This is a genomic window from Streptomyces fuscichromogenes (assembly GCF_014645815.1).
In the GTDB taxonomy this organism is placed as follows: Bacteria; Actinomycetota; Actinomycetes; order Streptomycetales; family Streptomycetaceae; genus Streptomyces; species Streptomyces fuscichromogenes.
Genome location: NZ_BMML01000005.1, coordinates 438,361 through 453,479 on the forward strand (window position 1 = coordinate 438,361; position 15,119 = coordinate 453,479).

At 73.9% G+C, this 15,119-nt stretch carries 13 protein-coding genes; 5 read left to right on the forward strand and 8 right to left on the reverse strand.

All coding sequences use genetic code 11. From position 1 onward, the window contains the following. Nucleotides 1-68: 68 nt before the first annotated feature. The 3 genes from IEZ11_RS13805 to IEZ11_RS13815 are packed head-to-tail and all read right to left on the reverse strand — an operon-like array spanning nucleotide 69 to nucleotide 4,029. Entirely contained in the window at nucleotides 69-3,041 is a 2,973-nt protein-coding gene (locus tag IEZ11_RS13805; protein WP_229712998.1) for an FtsX-like permease family protein, read from the reverse strand. 2 nt (nucleotides 3,042-3,043) lie between these two features. After that, nucleotides 3,044-3,793 carry an ABC transporter ATP-binding protein gene (locus tag IEZ11_RS13810; RefSeq protein ID WP_189262983.1) on the reverse strand — a complete coding sequence of 250 codons (750 nt, stop codon included), beginning with the start codon at nucleotides 3,791-3,793 and terminating at the stop codon, nucleotides 3,044-3,046. Continuing rightward, entirely contained in the window at nucleotides 3,790-4,029 is a 240-nt protein-coding gene (locus IEZ11_RS13815; RefSeq protein ID WP_189262984.1) for a hypothetical protein, read from the reverse strand. Before IEZ11_RS13815 ends, IEZ11_RS13810 begins: the two co-directional genes overlap by 4 nt. Nucleotides 4,030-4,214: 185 nt before the next feature. Between IEZ11_RS13815 and IEZ11_RS13820 the strand changes: the two genes are divergently transcribed. Next, nucleotides 4,215-5,519 carry a sensor histidine kinase gene (locus IEZ11_RS13820; protein WP_189262985.1) on the forward strand — a complete coding sequence of 435 codons (1,305 nt, stop codon included), beginning with the start codon at nucleotides 4,215-4,217 and terminating at the stop codon, nucleotides 5,517-5,519. A gap of 178 nt (nucleotides 5,520-5,697) precedes the next feature. After that, on the forward strand, nucleotides 5,698-6,360 hold the full coding sequence (locus IEZ11_RS13825; RefSeq protein WP_189263092.1) for a response regulator transcription factor: 663 nt from the start codon (nucleotides 5,698-5,700) through the stop codon (nucleotides 6,358-6,360). Between the two features lie 15 nt (nucleotides 6,361-6,375). On the opposite strand, the gene IEZ11_RS13830 is transcribed toward IEZ11_RS13825, so the two are convergent. Continuing rightward, nucleotides 6,376-7,416, reverse strand: coding sequence for a C40 family peptidase (locus IEZ11_RS13830; RefSeq protein ID WP_189262986.1), 1,041 nt, complete (start codon nucleotides 7,414-7,416; stop codon nucleotides 6,376-6,378). Nucleotides 7,417-7,614: 198 nt separating this feature from the next. Between IEZ11_RS13830 and IEZ11_RS13835 the strand changes: the two genes are divergently transcribed. Continuing rightward, entirely contained in the window at nucleotides 7,615-8,685 is a 1,071-nt protein-coding gene (locus tag IEZ11_RS13835; protein ID WP_189262987.1) for a chitinase, read from the forward strand. Nucleotides 8,686-8,746: 61 nt separating this feature from the next. Here IEZ11_RS13835 and IEZ11_RS13840 read toward each other — a convergent pair whose 3' ends face one another. Beyond that, nucleotides 8,747-9,919 (reverse strand): right-handed parallel beta-helix repeat-containing protein, encoded by a 1,173-nt coding sequence (locus IEZ11_RS13840; RefSeq protein ID WP_189262988.1) that lies wholly within the window; start codon nucleotides 9,917-9,919, stop codon nucleotides 8,747-8,749. Nucleotides 9,920-10,092: 173 nt separating this feature from the next. Between IEZ11_RS13840 and IEZ11_RS13845 the strand changes: the two genes are divergently transcribed. Continuing rightward, a complete protein-coding gene (locus tag IEZ11_RS13845) occupies nucleotides 10,093-10,992 on the forward strand; it encodes an LLM class F420-dependent oxidoreductase (protein WP_229712999.1) in 900 nt (299 codons plus the stop codon). Between the two features lie 10 nt (nucleotides 10,993-11,002). Here IEZ11_RS13845 and IEZ11_RS13850 read toward each other — a convergent pair whose 3' ends face one another. The 3 genes from IEZ11_RS13850 to IEZ11_RS13860 all read right to left on the reverse strand — a co-directional run bounded on the left by IEZ11_RS13850 (nucleotide 11,003) and on the right by IEZ11_RS13860 (nucleotide 13,766). Beyond that, on the reverse strand, nucleotides 11,003-11,611 hold the full coding sequence (locus IEZ11_RS13850; RefSeq protein WP_189262989.1) for a TOPRIM nucleotidyl transferase/hydrolase domain-containing protein: 609 nt from the start codon (nucleotides 11,609-11,611) through the stop codon (nucleotides 11,003-11,005). 452 nt (nucleotides 11,612-12,063) lie between these two features. Continuing rightward, nucleotides 12,064-12,939: a PhzF family phenazine biosynthesis protein gene (locus IEZ11_RS13855; protein WP_189262990.1), complete on the reverse strand. Its 876-nt coding sequence runs from the start codon at nucleotides 12,937-12,939 to the stop codon at nucleotides 12,064-12,066. Between the two features lie 29 nt (nucleotides 12,940-12,968). Beyond that, complete coding sequence (locus tag IEZ11_RS13860) at nucleotides 12,969-13,766, reverse strand: TetR/AcrR family transcriptional regulator (RefSeq protein WP_189262991.1); 798 nt, start codon at nucleotides 13,764-13,766, stop codon at nucleotides 12,969-12,971. A 123-nt stretch (nucleotides 13,767-13,889) separates the two neighbouring features. On the opposite strand from IEZ11_RS13860, the gene IEZ11_RS13865 reads away from it, so the two are divergent. Beyond that, a complete protein-coding gene (locus tag IEZ11_RS13865; protein WP_189262992.1) occupies nucleotides 13,890-15,119 on the forward strand; it encodes an FAD-dependent oxidoreductase in 1,230 nt (409 codons plus the stop codon).

Below are 15,119 nucleotides of genomic sequence, written 5' to 3' on the forward strand. Positions count from 1 at the left end.
GCGGACGGCTGAGCACCGTTCGACGCATGACGGTCCGTCGTGGCCGATCGCTCAGTTCCCCGCGCCCCTCACGGGGCTCTGACGGCCTCGGCCGGCGGCACCCGCAGGGCTCTTCTCGTCGGCAGCTCGATCGTGACGTACGACGTGACGACCACCGTCACCGCGGCCGCCGGCGCCGGCCACCCCGGCCCCGCCGGCCACGGCCGGTCCAGGAAGCCCTCGCCCAGCAGCACCAGCGGCAGCGCGGACAGCGCGGCCCCCGACACCAGCGCCGCCGCCGCGATCACCCCGGCCTCCCTGCGCATCATCGCGAGGATCTGCCTCGGCGTCGTACCGACCAGCCGCAGCGCGGCGATCTCCGTGCGGCGCTGGGCCGTCGCCGCGACCAGCCGGTTGGCGATGCTGAGCAGGAGATAGCCGAGCAGGACGACGATGACGGCGAGGTTCACCCACACCTCGGGCGGGGTGTCCGCGCCCGCCTCCGGGGCGGTGTCCGAGAGGGCGAGGCCGGGCCGGGCGGCGGCCAGCGCGGTGAGCCCGCGCTCGGCGGTGGCCGTGCCGTCGGTGCGGACGAGGAGGCTCTGGTCGAGCCCGGACGTGGTGTGCCCGGCGGCCAGGTCGCGGGAGAGGACGACCGGGCCGAAGCCGAGCCCGCGGTCGTAGACGGCCACCACTCTCGCCTCGACGGGCGCGCCGTCGCCGAGGAACAGCCTGACGCGGGAGCCGAGTCCGGCGTCGCGCGGGCCCGCCACCTCGCTGCTGACGGCGACCGTGGCACCGGTCAGACCGGCGAGGCCGCCCTGGGTCACGCCGAGGTCCAGGACGTCCCGCGCGGCGGGGGTGAGGATCAGCGCGGCCGCGGACTCGGTGTCGGTGTCGCCGAACTGGCGGTACGGCCAGACGACGGTGGTCGTGCCGACCGGGGCCGCCGCCCGCACCCCGGGCAGCCGTCGTACCGCGGCGAGCGTGTCCGTCGGCAGCCCGCCGAGGGCCGCCGCGCTCAGCCGATACTGGCCGAGCGTCCCGGTGCGGGTGTCGTCCGAGGTCGCGGCCAGCACGGTGGTCTGGGCGAGGGCGTATGTCAGCACGAACACCACCGCCATGGCGAGCGGGCTGACCACCCCGGTGACGCGCTGTGCGTACGCCCGGACGTTGGACAGCGCCAGCCAGGTCGGCGCGGACACCCCCGGGCGCAGCCGTCGTACGACCGCTTCGCCCGCCGCCCGGACCAGCGCGGGGCCGGCCAGGGCCAGGCCGATCGCGGCGACGATGCCCGCGATGGAGGTGGCCGAGGCGCCGATCGCGGTGCGTTGCAGCAGCGGGGTGACGGACAGGGCGCAGGAGGCGGCGATCAGGAGCAGGCCCGCGGCCGTGCGGGGGCGGGAGGGGGCGCGGGGCTCGCTGCGGGACTCGGCGACCGCCTCCGTGGCCGGCATTTTTGAGGTGCGCCAGGCCGCGCAGCGGGCCGCGGTCCGGACGACCGCGACCAGGAGGAGGACGGTGGCCAGGGCCGGGAACGGGCTGAGCGTGAGGGGGAGTCGGTCGGGGAGGACGTCACGGTGGACGAGCAGGGTGCGGAACCGGTCGGCCAGCAGGTAGCCGAGGGCGATGCCGGGGACCAGGGCCACGGCGGCGACGGCCGTCGACTGGGCCGCCGCCAGCCGCCGGATCTGCCGCGGGGTCGCCCCGACGGCCCGCATCAGCGCGAGGTCGCGACGCTGCCCGGCGATCGCCACGCCCAGCGCGCCGGTCGTCACGAACCCGGTGATCAGCAGGACGATCCCGGCGAGCGACCCGGCGAGGAGGACGAGCAGGGAGCGAGCGGATCCCACGCCGGGGGCCACGGCCGTACCGCGGTCGGCCCCGGTGAGCACCTTGAGCCCGCTGCCGGCGACCACTCCACGAACCTCCGCCGCGACCCGCTCCCGGTCCCCGGGGAAGACCCGGAGCCCGATGAGGTCGACGGTGCCGGCGCGGGGTGCGGCGGTGTGAGCCGACGATGCGGTGCGGGCCGGGCCGCCGGTGCGGGCCGAGACGGTGCCCCGGATGGCGAGGGCCGACCCGCCTGTGACCACGGCGGACCGGGGTACGGCCACGACCGCCCCGCCTGCCACCGCGCCCGCGTCTGCGTCTGTGCCCGCGTTCGCGTTCGTGCCCACGTCTGCGTCTGCGTCTGCGTCTGTGCCCGCGTTCGCGTTCGTGCCCGCGTCTGCGTCTGTGCCCGCGTTCGCGTTCGTGCCCACGTCTGCGTCTGCGTCTGCGTCTGCGTCTGCGCCCGTGTCCGTGCCTGCGTCTGCGCCCGTGTCCGTGCCCACACCCGCGCCCGTGTCTGTGCCCACACCCGCGTTCGCGTCCGTGCCCGTGCCCACACCCGTGTCCGTGCCCGCGCCCATGCCCCCCTCCCCGCTCGCGGCGGAGGGCTTCTTCGGTGCTCGGTTCGACAGTTGTGTCGCTCTCGTGTCGGTGAAGTAGATCTCCGCGTCCGGGGAGTGGACCAGGGCCGTGACCCGGTAGGCGGTGGCCGCGTGGCCGTTCGCGGTGATGTGGACGCAGTCGCCGACGGACAGGCCGGTCGTCGCGGCCACCGCCACCTCCGTGGGGGTCGCCGGGGCCCGGCCCTCGACGCGGGCGTCGGCGAGCAGCCTCGTCGAGGACCAGCCGTGTCCGGCCGCCGCCGGGTCCTGGCCGGCGGCGGCCGGGAGCAGCCGGCCGTGCGGGTCCGTCACGGCGGCCGGGAAACCGAGGTCCCCGACCGCGAGGACGACGCCGGGCAGCCTCGCCAGGCGGGCGGTGAGGCCGGCCGGGACCGTGGCCCGTTCGGGCAGGGCGATCGGCAGGTCGCCGGCGACGTGGTACTCCTGATCGGCGGCGACCACGACGTCCGCGCCGCCGAGGCGCCCCGGGGGCAGCCGGGAGCGGAGCCCGGACTCGGCCAGCACCCCGGTGGCGGTGATCAGCGCGGCGGCGCCCAGCACCGCGCAGGCCACCGCCAGCAGCGAGGAGATCCGGTGCGCGGCCATCCGCAGGGCGAACTGGAACATGGCTAGCGGTCTCCCAACGCGGCGAGCCTGGCGGCCAGTCGGCCCGCCATCGGGTGGTGCAGGGTCTCCACGACCCGGCCGTCGGCCATCACCAGGGCGGTGTGCGCGCGGGCCGCGGCGGCCGGGTCGTGGGTGACCATCACGACCGTCTGGCCGAGGTCGTCGACCAGGGCCCGGAGCAGGTCGAGGACCTGGTGGGCGCTGCGCAGGTCGAGCGCGCCGGTCGGCTCGTCGGCGAACACCACCGCCGGGCGCGCGGCCAACGCCCGTACCAGCGCGGCACGTTGCTGCTGGCCACCGGAGAGTTCGGCGGGGCGGTGGTGCAGGCGGTCGGCCAGCCCGACCCGTTCGACCAGGGTGCGGATCCAGTCCCGGTCGGGGCGGCGGGCGGCCAGCCGCAGCGGCAGCGTGATGTTGTCCTCGACGGAGAGGGAGGGGATCAGGTTGTAGGCCTGGAAGACGAAACCGACGCGCTCCCGGCGCAGTTCGGTGCGCCTGGTCTCGTTCAGCCCGGCGATCTCCCGGCCGTCGATGCGGACGCTGCCCGACGTCGGGGCGTCCAGGCCGGCCGCGCAGTGCATCAGCGTGCTCTTGCCGGAGCCGGAGGGGCCCATCACGGCGAGGAAGGTGCCGTGTTCCACGGTGAGCGACACGTCGTCCAGGGCCCGCACCCCGCCCGGGTACGTTCTGCCGACGCCCGCGAGCGCGATGGCCGGGGCCCGCCGGGCGGTGTCGACGGCGGCCGTGCTCATCGGCGGCCGCGCAGCCGGCGCAGGACCAGGGCGCCCGCGCTGAGCAGGGTCACCGCTCCGCAGGCCACGTTGGTCCAGGGGGCCGCGCCGCCGTAGGAGGTGGCCATGTCGGCGGCCGCGCTGAGCACGAGCAGGGACCAGAGCAGGGCCCGGGTGAGGTCCACGTCGCCGGTCCGGTCGCCCCGCTGGTCGGCGGGCGGGGTGCCGGTGAGGCGGTAGGGGTCGGGGTGGGCCACGGGGAACCTCCTGCTGGGTGCCGACGTCCGGGGGTACGGGCACCGACGCTACGGACCGTGGCCTCCGCGGCCGATCCCGCACACCGCCGGACCCGGGGTACAGCAGGCTGTACCTTTCCGGACTCCGGTCCCCCTCGAACTGCCGTACGCCTTAGGGTCGTTGACGTAGAGGAGAGGGGCTGCGGATGGCTGTCACCGGCACCCGGCCGGACCGCACGGGCGGCGCCGCGGGCGGGCCGGGGGACGGCGGCGAGGGGGTGCGGGCCCTCGCCGGGCGGACGGCGCGGGCGGCCGGCGGCGCGCTCGCGGAACTCGTCGGCGGGCTCGGTACGGCCGCGACGGCCCTGCTCCTGCTCCTGCTGCTGGCGGCAGCCGCGGTGACCGCGCCGCTGGGCATCGGCCTGCTGCCGGCGTCCCCGCTGCTGCGCGCGCTGCACGCGCTGGCCGGGCGGGAACGCGAACGGCTCGGGCGGCGCGGCCCCGAGGTCCCGGCCCCGGAGCCGGTCCCGCCGACCCGGCTGCGGACCGCCCTCGGCGACCCCACCACCCGGCGGGAGCTGCGCTGGCTGGCCCGGCACGGCACCGCCGGGCTGCTGCTGGGCCTGGCCGGCTTCCTGCTGCCGCTGTCCGCCGTCCGGGACACGGCGTTCCCGCTGTACTGGCGGTTCATGCCGAGCGACACCACCGCCACCTCCGTCGGCTTCGGCGTCGCGCACTCCTGGCCGGACGCCTTCGCCGTCTGCGCGTTCGGGATCGGCTCGATCGCCGTCATCATGGGCCTGACGCCCGGCATGGCCCGGCTCCAGGCGGCCCCCGGCCGGTCGCTGCTCGCCGCCGGACCCGACCAGGACCTCTTCCTGCGGGTCGCGGAACTCACCGCCACCCGGGCCGCCGCGCTGGACGCCCACGCCACCGAACTCCGGCGCATCGAGCGGGCGTTGCACGACGGCACGCAGAACCGGCTGGTGTCGGTCACCGTGCTGCTCGGCGCCGCCCGCCGGCAGGTGGCGCGTGATCCGTCCCGCGCCGAGGAGATCCTGGAGCGCGCCCAGTCCGCCGCCGAGCAGGCGCTGGCCGAACTGCGCACGGTCTCGCGGAGCATCCTGCCGCCGGTGCTGGACGACCGAGGTCTCGCCGGGGCGCTCTCCGGCCTCGCCGCCGACTGTCCGGTGCCCTGCCGCGTCGACGTGGACGCGACCGAACGCTGTGTCGCCTCCGTCGAGGCGACCGCCTACTTCGTCGTCGCCGAGGCCCTGACCAACGTCGCCAGGCACAGCGGCGCCGGGTCGGTCACCGTGACCGTCCGGGCCCGGGGCGGACGGCTGCGCCTCACCGTCGCCGACGACGGCCGGGGCGGCGCCGAGGAGACCGCCGGCTCCGGCCTCACCGGCATCCGCCGCCGCGTCGCGGCCCACGACGGCACCCTCCGCCTGACCAGCCCACCCGACGGCCCGACAACCCTGGAAGTGGACCTGCCCAGTGGATCGTGAAACCCCGGCACCCGACGAGACACACCCCCCGCGACCCCTACCGCCGCACGACGCCACCGCACCGGCCGGCGGCGCGCGGGTGATCGGCGGCGCGCGGCCCCGCGGCGACGAGCACGCGACGCACGGCGGTGCCCGGCCGGTCGGCGGCGTGCAGGCGGGCCCTGGTGTCCGCCGCGCCCTGCGGATCGTGATCGCCGAGGACGACCCCCTGCTCCGTGCGGGGGTGGCTCTGTTGTTGCGGGCCGAGGGGATGGAGGTGGCCGCGGCCGTCGGGACTCCGGACGCGGCGCTGGATGCCGTGGAGGCGTATGCGCCTGATGTCGCCGTCCTCGATGTGCGGATGCCGCCCACCCATACCGACGAGGGCATCCGCGCGGCCGTCGAGGCCCGGCGCCGGCACCCCGGTCTCGCCGTCCTCGTGCTGTCCGCGTACGTCGAGCAGAGCTTCGCCACCCAGCTGCTCACCGGCGGGGTCGGCGGGCTCGGCTATCTGCTCAAGGAACGGGTGGGCCGGGTCGAGGAGTTCCTGGACGCCCTGCACCGGGTGGCGTCCGGCGGCACCGCGATCGACCCGGAGGTCGTCGCCCAGCTCTTCACCCGGTCCCGCCAGGACACCCGCCTGGAACGGCTGAGCCCGCGCGAGCGCGACGTACTGGCGCTGATGGCGGAGGGCCTCGGCAACTCCGCGATCGCCGAACGGCTCGTCGTCACCGACGGTGCCGTGCACAAGCACATCCGGTCCATCTTCGCGAAGCTCGACCTGTCCCCGGCCGACCGGCTGGACCGCCGGGTCGCGGCGGTCCTGCACTATTTGGAGGACCCCCGGGTGCGCCCGCGCTGAGGCACTTTCAGCGGGTCAGACCCGGACGCCGAACATGAACGGGCCGCCGATGGTGGACATCGACTCGTAGCGGACGACCGTGCCGGTGCGCGGCGCGTGCAGGATCTGTCCGTTGCCCGCGTAGAGGCCCACGTGGTGCAGGTCGTTGAAGAAGAAGACCAGGTCGCCGACCTGGAGCTCCGAGGCCGAGTAGATCTTGGTACCGATCGTCGACTGGGACTCGGAGGTGCGCGGGATGGAGACGCCGGCCTGCGCGTAGGCCCAGGAGGTCAGGCCCGAGCAGTCGAAGGAGGAGGGGCCGGTGGCGCCGTAGACGTACGGGGTGCCGAGCCTGGTCTTGGCGGCGGCGAAGGCGGCGGCGGCCCTGCCGGTTGCGGAGGTGTCGTCGCCCAGGTCCACCCGCGCGCTGGAGGAGCGGCTGGCCCGGTCCTGCTCGGCGGTGAGGGCGGCCTTCTCGGCGGCGGTCAGGCTGTTGAGCAGCTTCTGCGCCTCGGCCAGCTTGGCCTGGACTTCCTTCTTCTTCTTGGCGAGTTCGGTACGGGTGCTGGCCAGGTCCTTGAGCTTGCCGGTCGCCTCCGCCCGCTCCTGCGCCAGTTCGCGCTGCTTGGCCTGGATCTTCTTCAGCGTCTCGACCTGCTGGCTGCTCAGCTGGTCGAGGGTGGAGGCCTTGTCCAGGTAGCTGTCCGGGTCGGAGGAGAGGAACAGCTGCAGGGACGGGTCGAGGCCGCCGCTGCGGTACTGGGCGGTGGCCATGGAGCCGATGCCGTCCCGGAGTTCGTTCAGCTCGTCCTGCCCGCGTGCGACCGAGTCCTGGAGCGCGGATATCTGCTTCTGCAGCTTCTCCTGCTTCTCCTTGGCCCCGTTGAACTTCTCGGTGGCCTGCTCGGCCTCCTCGTACAGCTTGTCGACCCGGGACTTCACCTCGCTCTTGCTCGGCTTCTCGCTGGGCGCGGCGTTGGCCGCCTGAGCGCTGAGGGCCACGGCAGCGGCGGCCGCGGAGGTGAGCACAGTGACGCGGGCACGGCCCGGCTGCTTGGCACGACGATGGGACGCCACGGAGGCGAGCTCCTTCCGAGCAGAGGTTCGGGCAACAGACCCTAATGACTCTCTTACGTTCAGTTCAAATCTTCGCATGAAAATTCTTGGCCGGAACTGATCGAAGGGAACTGCTTCCTGACATCACATCGAACGGAAGGGTCTGGTGATTGTAAAGAACCTTGACAGTCAATTGGTCTAGTCCAACTATGGGCGTCCATGAGACGCACTCGTGCCCTGCACGCCCTGCCCGCAACCGCCCTGTCCGCCGCGCTCGTTGCCCTCGGGGCGGGCGCCGCACACGCGGCCCCCGGCGCCGCCCCGCATCCCGCCACGCATGCGGCGAAGCCGATGCCCGCCCACGTCGCGGCGCCCTACTTCGAGGCCTGGACCGGCGAGAGCCCCGCCGCGCTCGCCGCCGAGTCCGGCAACAAGTACCTCACCCTGGCCTTCCTCCAGACCCCGAACGCGGGCTCCTGCACCGCCGACTGGAACGGCGACGCCACCCAGCCCGTCGGCCCGGGGACCTTCGGCGCCGACATCGCCGCGCTCCAGGCCCGTGGCGGCAACGCCATCCCCTCCTTCGGCGGCTACAGCGCCGACACCACCGGCACCGAACTCGCCGACAGCTGCACCGACGTGGACGCGATCGCCGGCGTCTACGAGAAGCTCGTCACGACGTACGGCATCAGCCGTATCGACCTCGACGTCGAGGCGGACTCCCTCGCGAACACGGCCGGTATCGACCGCCGCAACAAGGCGATCGCCAAGGCCGAGCGCTGGGCCGAACGCACCGGCCGTCCGCTCCAGTTCTCCTACACCCTGCCGACCACCACCAAGGGGCTGGAGGCCGACGGACTGGCCGTCCTCCAGAACGCCGTCGCCAACCACGCGCGCGTGGACGTCGTGAACATCATGACCTTCGACTACTACGACGGCGCCGCCCACGACATGGCCGCCGACACCAGGACCGCGGCCGACGGCCTGCACACCCAACTCCAGGCCCTCTACCCGCACAAGAGCGCCAAGGACCTGTGGGGCAGCGTCGGCGTCACCGAGATGCCCGGCATCGACGACTTCGGTCCCGCGGAGACCTTCACCACCCAGAACGCCGCGACGGTCGAGCGCTGGGCCGCCGCCCGGGGCATCGACACCCTCTCGTTCTGGGCCCTCCAGCGCGACAACGGCGGCTGTGTCGGCACCGGCGGCGCCAATGCCTGCTCCGGGATCGCCCAGGACACCTGGTACTTCAGCCACACCTTCGCCCGCTTCGCCGGCCCGCGCGGGTAGGCCCGCGGCCACCGCCGCACCGGGTCCCCGCGCACGACCGGACCGTGCGCGGGGAGCGGCGCTACGGATTGACGACCGTCCCGCCGAAGGTGACGTTCAGCTTGCCGGAGGAGGCGAAGGACCAGCCGAGGGCGCCCGAGTAGGAGGCGCACCGGGAGCCGTTGGTGCCGGTCCAGAACTGGTTGGAGCTGTCGGCGTCACCGACGGTCTTGTCGTTGGAGCCGCTGACCGCGAACCGGCACGAGGTGTCGGTCCGGAACACCGAAGTGCCCTTGTCGAACGAGAAGTTGCGTTCGGCGTTGTCGATGCCCACGTTGTTCGAGACGGTCATCGTGCCGGGGTTGCTGTTGTAGGTGAACCCGTGGTGCCCGTTGGCGTAGGCGATGTCGTGCTGCACCACGTGGTTGACGGCGATGTCGTCGCCGCCCAGCTTGTAGCCGTTGCGGTCGCCGTCCCCGCTCTGACTGCCGTCGCTCAGCGTGCCGTTGCGGTAGGAGAGCGAGTACTCGATGGTGACCGGCCCGATGGCTCCCGTGTCGGTCTTGGTGTACAGGTCCCAGCCGTCGTCGATGTTGTTGTGCGAGACGTCGTACCGGAAGACGTTCCCGGTCCCGGTGGTCAGTTTGGACGCGAATCCGTCCGCGTCCTCGCCGTCGCTGTCGGCGTTGTCGTGCGACTCGGAGCTGACGACCAGGTTGTCGGCCGGCCACTGGCTGCTGGGCGTGCTGGAGGAGATCCGGCCGAGCTGGAGCCCTGTGTCGCGGTTGTACGCGGTCACGGCGCGCTCGATGACGTTGTTGCTGCCGCCGACGTAGATGCCGTTGTCGCCCGCGTGCTGGACGGTGAGGCCGTACAGGTGCCAGTAGTTCGCGTAGAGCTGGATGCCCCGGTTCGACGAACTCTCGCTCTGCGCCGAGAAGTCGAGGACCGGGGTCTCGCCCGGGTAGGCGGAGAGGGTGGTGAGCGCGCCGGAACTGCCGTTGGAACCGGCCGGGATGGTCACGGTGGAGGAGTAGGCGTACGTCCCGCCGCGCAGGTAGATCGTGCCGCCGGCGGCGATACGGCTGATCGCCGAGGTGAGCGTGGTCGGTGCGGACTGGGTGCCGGCCGCGCTGTCGGTGCCGCCCGGCGACACGTACAGCACGCTGGACGCGGCCTGCGCCGGGTTGCCGGACAGCGCGACGACCGTGCCGGCGAGCAGGCCGACGGCCGCGATGACTGGTCTCACGTGCATCGTTCGTCTCCGTTCGTCTCCGTCTGGAACCTTGCGGAAAGCGCTTTCTCTGCGAAGCTAGGAGGGTGTCGAGGGCGCGTCAATAGTCATGTATGTAATAGCAGTTCATAAATGTGATCGACGGGAGGGGTGGTGGACGATTGCGGCCTCCTGGATCGCCGACCATTACTTCGATGGTGATCGGAATAGTCGGCGGCGGTCTGCCGGTTGTCCGGGACATGGACGAGACTCCTCGCAAGATCGACCTGGGTGCCATCGGTGTGTGGCGCCACGACCCGACGGAACCCGGCCTCGCCGCCGAGCTGGAACGCCTCGGCTACGGCACGCTGTGGCTGGGCAATGTGACCGACCCCGACCTGACCGCGGCCGAGCGGCTGCTCGACGCCACCGAGACCCTGGTTCTCGCCACCGGCATCGTGAACATCTGGTCCAGCCCGGCCGACCGGATCGCCCGCGCGTACCGGCGCATCGCCGAACGCCACCCGGACCGCTTCCTGCTGGGCATCGGCGCGGGCCACCCGGAGGCGACGAAGGAGTTCGTACGGCCGTACGAAGCCCTCAACGCGTACCTGGACGTCCTCGACGCGGGCGGTGTCCCGGTCGCCCGCCGGGCACTCGCCGCCCTCGGCCCCCGCGTGCTGCGCCTGGCCGGCGACCGTACGGCGGCCGCCCACCCCTACCTCGTCACCCCCGAACACAGCCGCCGGGCCCGTGACCTGCTCGGCGCCGGCCCCCTTCTCGCCCCCGAACAGAAGGTGGTCCTGGAGACGGACCGCGCCAGGGCCCGCGCGATCGGCGACGCCACGCTCGGCTTCTACCTGGGCCTGACCAACTACGTCGGCAACCTGCGCCGCCTCGGCTTCGACGACACCGACTTCGCGGACGGCGGCAGCGACCGCCTCTTCGACGCGCTGTTCGTGCACGGCGACCCGGCGCGGGTGGCGCACGGCGTCCGGGCGCATCTGGACGCGGGCGCCGACCACGTGGCGCTCCAGGTGCTGCACGCCGCCGGCGCCGACCCGCTGCCGGCGTACCGGGAGCTGGCGGGGGCGCTGGGGCTGAAGAGCGCGTAGCCCTCCGGGTTCAGAGACCGGTGAGCAGGGCGTCGAGCGGTGCGGGTACCCGGTCGGGGTCGAGGGCCTCGACCAGTACCCGGCCGTAACGGATCTTGCGGCCGGACGTCGTACCGAGGAAGCGGCGCAGTTGCTGCTGCGGGGTGCGGCCCTGCTGGGCGGGCTGGTTCAGGAAGGTGCGCAGGGCCCGGCGGTCGCCCTCGGCATGGGCGAGTTCGGCGACCCGGGGCGGGCCGAGGGCGCGGACCAGTTCGTCCTCCAGGTCGGCCACGCAGACGAAGAAGCCGTGCCGGGCGGCACCGGCCCGCTCCAGGCCGCGGGTGTAGTAGGGGCGTTCGCGTTCGTCGCAGAGCCCGGTCAGGCGCAGGCCCAGACCGGGCGGTCCGAGGAGGCGGGCGAACCGGCCGACGTTCATCGCCCCGCCCATCGACAGCACGCAGACCCCTTCGGCCGCCAGGTCCCGGCCGCGCCGGGCGGCCAGCGCGTCGACGGCCGCGAGGTCACTGGGCCCTTCGAGCAGCACGGCGACACGGACCCCGACCCGGCCGACGAGCTCACGCACGGGCCCCTCGGGACCACCACCGACCCACGAACGGACGGCCTCACGGAAGGCGGGCATGTCCGGGGTGCCTGGTGCGCCAGAGGTGTCTGGAGTGAGTGGTGCGCGTGGTGTGGGTGGTGCGTCTGAGGTGCCTGGGGTGTGCGGCGCGCGCGGTGTGGGTGGTGCGCCCGAGGTGCTCGGAGTGCGCGGCGTGCGCGGTGTGGGCGAGGTGAGCGCCGCGCGGGGTGCGCGGGGCGTGTCCGCCGGGTCTCTCGGGCCCGCCACGGCTCCCGTCGGGGCTGCGGTGTCCGCGGTTGCCGGTGGTGTCCTCGGCGCGTTCGCCGCGTTCGCTGTACTCCCGGTACTTGCCGTGCAGCCCGCGTTGGTCGTGCCCGCCGTGTTGGTCGTGCCGGTCGTGCCGCCTGTCGTGCCCTCCGTACCCGTCGTGTTCGTCATGGGGCGAGTCTCCGCCCGGTCCGGTGGCGGGGCCACGGAATATCCGTGGCCGCGCCGTGCTCGGGGCCGGTGGTTCAGGCGATGCGGGTTCCGGTGCCGCCGACGTGGACGCGTGGGTCGCCCGCGCGCAGGGTGACCGTGAGTTCGCCGGGGCGGCCCAGGTCCTCGCCCTGGTGGAGGGTGAGGACGGTGTCCTCGGGGACCAGGCCGAACTCGCGGGCGTACGCCCCGAACGCGGCGGCCGCGGCGCCGGTCGCCGGGTCCTCGACGACCCCGCCGACGGGGAACGGGTCACGCACGTGGAAGACGGTGGCCGACTCCCGCCACACCAGCTGGACCGTGGTCAGGTCCAGACGGTGCATCAGCGCTTCGAGGCGCGCGAAGTCGTACGCCAGGGCCGCGAGACGGGCGCGGGTCGCCGCCGCGAGGACGAGATGGCGGGCGCCGGCGAACGCGACGCGGGGCGGGAAGGCGGGGTCGAGATCGGCGGCCGGCCAGTCGAGCGCGGCGAGCGCCTCCGCGAGGTCGGCGTCGGCGATCTCCTCGGTGTGCGGCTCGACGCTGGTGAGCGTGGCCCGGACCGCCCCGTCCTCCTCGGTCACCGCCACCGGCACGGTGCCGGCGCGGGTCGCGAACACCAGCTCCCCGGGGCCGGTCCGCTCGGCGAGCGCGACGGCGGTCGCGATGGTGGCGTGCCCGCAGAACGGCACCTCGGCCTTGGGGCTGAAGTAGCGGATGGTGTACGCCCGTCCGGCCCGGCCGTCGAGCCCCTCCGGGGGCGCGGTCAGGAACGCGGACTCCGAGTAGCCGAGTTCGGCGGCGATGGCGAGCATGTCCCCGTCGTCCAGTCCGCGGGCGTCCAGCACGACACCGGCGGGGTTGCCGCCCTCGGGGGAACCGGAGAAGGCGGTGTAGCGCAGGATTTCGGGCCGTTGCGCATTCGTCGTCATGGCCACGGCAACATGAGGCGGACCGGCGGCTATTCCTGGCCGTGGTGGTGGGTGGCGGTGATGCCGGCGAGGACGAGATCCACGCCGGCGAGGAACTGCTCGCGGTCGTCGTGCCCGCGCATCTGGTCCGCGACGGCCCGGGTGAACGGGTACTCGTCGGGGTCGAGTTCCCCCCACGCCCTCGACACCGTGTCGATGAAGCGGTCGCGGTCCACGCCGGGCGGCAGGCTGCGGGCGCTCGCGTTGTTCGCGGCGTTCTGGCCGGCGGCGCCGAGGATGTAGTGCACCAGGGCCGAGGTCACCGTGAACCAGCTGCTCTCGGGCACGTCGAGGGCCCGGACCCGGCGGCCGATGCTCTCGAAGATCCGTGGTGTCACCGTCCCCCAGGGGCTGCGGGAGAGCTGTGCGGCGAGCTGTGTCGCGAGCCACGGATGCCGTGCGATCGCGTCGAACAGCCCGAGCGCCACGCCTCGGATGTCGTCCTGCGGTGAGGCCGGGGGCTCGGTCGTCCCGGGCTCACCGGTCGCCGGTCGCGACCCTTCGGTGGCGGCCCCGACGGTCCCGGTGGCGGCCCCGACGGTCCCGGCGACCGTTCCGACGGTCACGGCGGCGGCGATGACCGCGTCGGTGGCGGCGCCGAGCAGCTCGTCCTTGTTCGCCACGTGCCAGTAGATCGCCCCGGGGCCGGTGGCCAGTCGTTCGGTCAGGGCCCGGAACGTCAGCCCGCTCTCGCCGGCCGTGTCGAGCAGCTCGACGGCGGCCTCGACGATGCGCTCGCGGGAGAGCGCCTCTGTACGCCGCTGTGACCGGCGCGTCCGCGTTGCCATGGCGCCATCTTGACATGGCTGGAGCGCCGTTCCAACATGGAACGACATTCCAGGTTGGAATGTCGTTCCAGAGTGTCGGCCCCGAGAGGCCGGCCCCGCCCCCGCCCGATCCGAGGAGTTCCCATGCGCACCCCCGTCACGATCATCGGAGCCGGACTCGGCGGCCTCACGCTCGCCCGCGTCCTGCACGTCCACGGCATCCCGGCCACCGTCTACGAGGCGGAGGGCTCGGCCACGGCACGCGCACAGGGCGGGATGCTCGACATCCACGAGCACAACGGCCAGCCGGCGCTCCGGGAGGCGGGCCTGTACGAGGAGTTCCGCGCCCTCGTCCTGGCGGGGCGGGAGGCGACCCGCGCCCTCGCCCCTGACGGGACCGTGCTGTTCGAGGAGGCCGACGACGGCACGGGGAGCCGCCCCGAGGTGCTCCGCGGCGAACTGCGCCGGATCCTGCTGGCCTCGCTTCCGGCCGGCACCGTCCGGTGGGGCCACAAGGCCGACGGCGTCCGCGCCCTGGGCGGGGGCCGCCACGAGGTGACGTTCGCCGACGGCACCGCCGTCACCACGGACCTGCTGGTCGGCGCGGACGGCGCGTGGTCCCGGGTGCGGCCGTCGCTCTCCGCCGCCCTGCCCGCCTACACCGGCACCTCGTTCGTCGAGACCTACCTGTTCGACGCCGACACCCGGCACCCGGCCGCCGCGAAGGCGGTCGGCGGCGGGGCGATGTTCGCGCTCGCGCCGGGGAAGGGCATCCAGGCCCACCGGGAGACTGGCGGGACCCTCCACACGTACGTGGCGCTGCGCAGGCCGCAGGAGTGGTTCGCCGCAGCGGGGTTCGCTGCAGCGGGGTTCACCGAAGCGGGGTTCGCTGCAGCGGGGTTCGCCGAAGCGGGGTTCGCCGAAGCGGGGTTCACCGGTGCCACGTCAGCTGCCGACTCCGCCGCCACGCCCGCCGGGCGGATCGCCGCGGAGTTCGCCGGATGGGCGCCCGAGCTCACCGCGCTCATCACCGACGCCGACACCGCCCCGGTGCTGCGCCCGCTGTACACGCTGCCCGCGGAGCACCGGTGGGACCGGGTGCCGGGGGTGACCCTGCTCGGTGACGCGGCCCACCTCATGATCCCGAACGGCGAGGGCGCCAACCTGGCGATGTACGACGGCGCCGAACTCGGCAAGGCGCTCGCCGCCCGGCCCGACGACACCGAGGCCGCGCTCACCGCGTACGAGCGGGCCATGTTCGCGCGCGGCGCCGCGGAGGCCGCCGACGCCGCCGACCTCCACGAGCACATGCTCGGCGACGACTCCCCGCACGGCCTGATCGCCATGTTCACCGGGGCCGGACAGGCCGGGTGA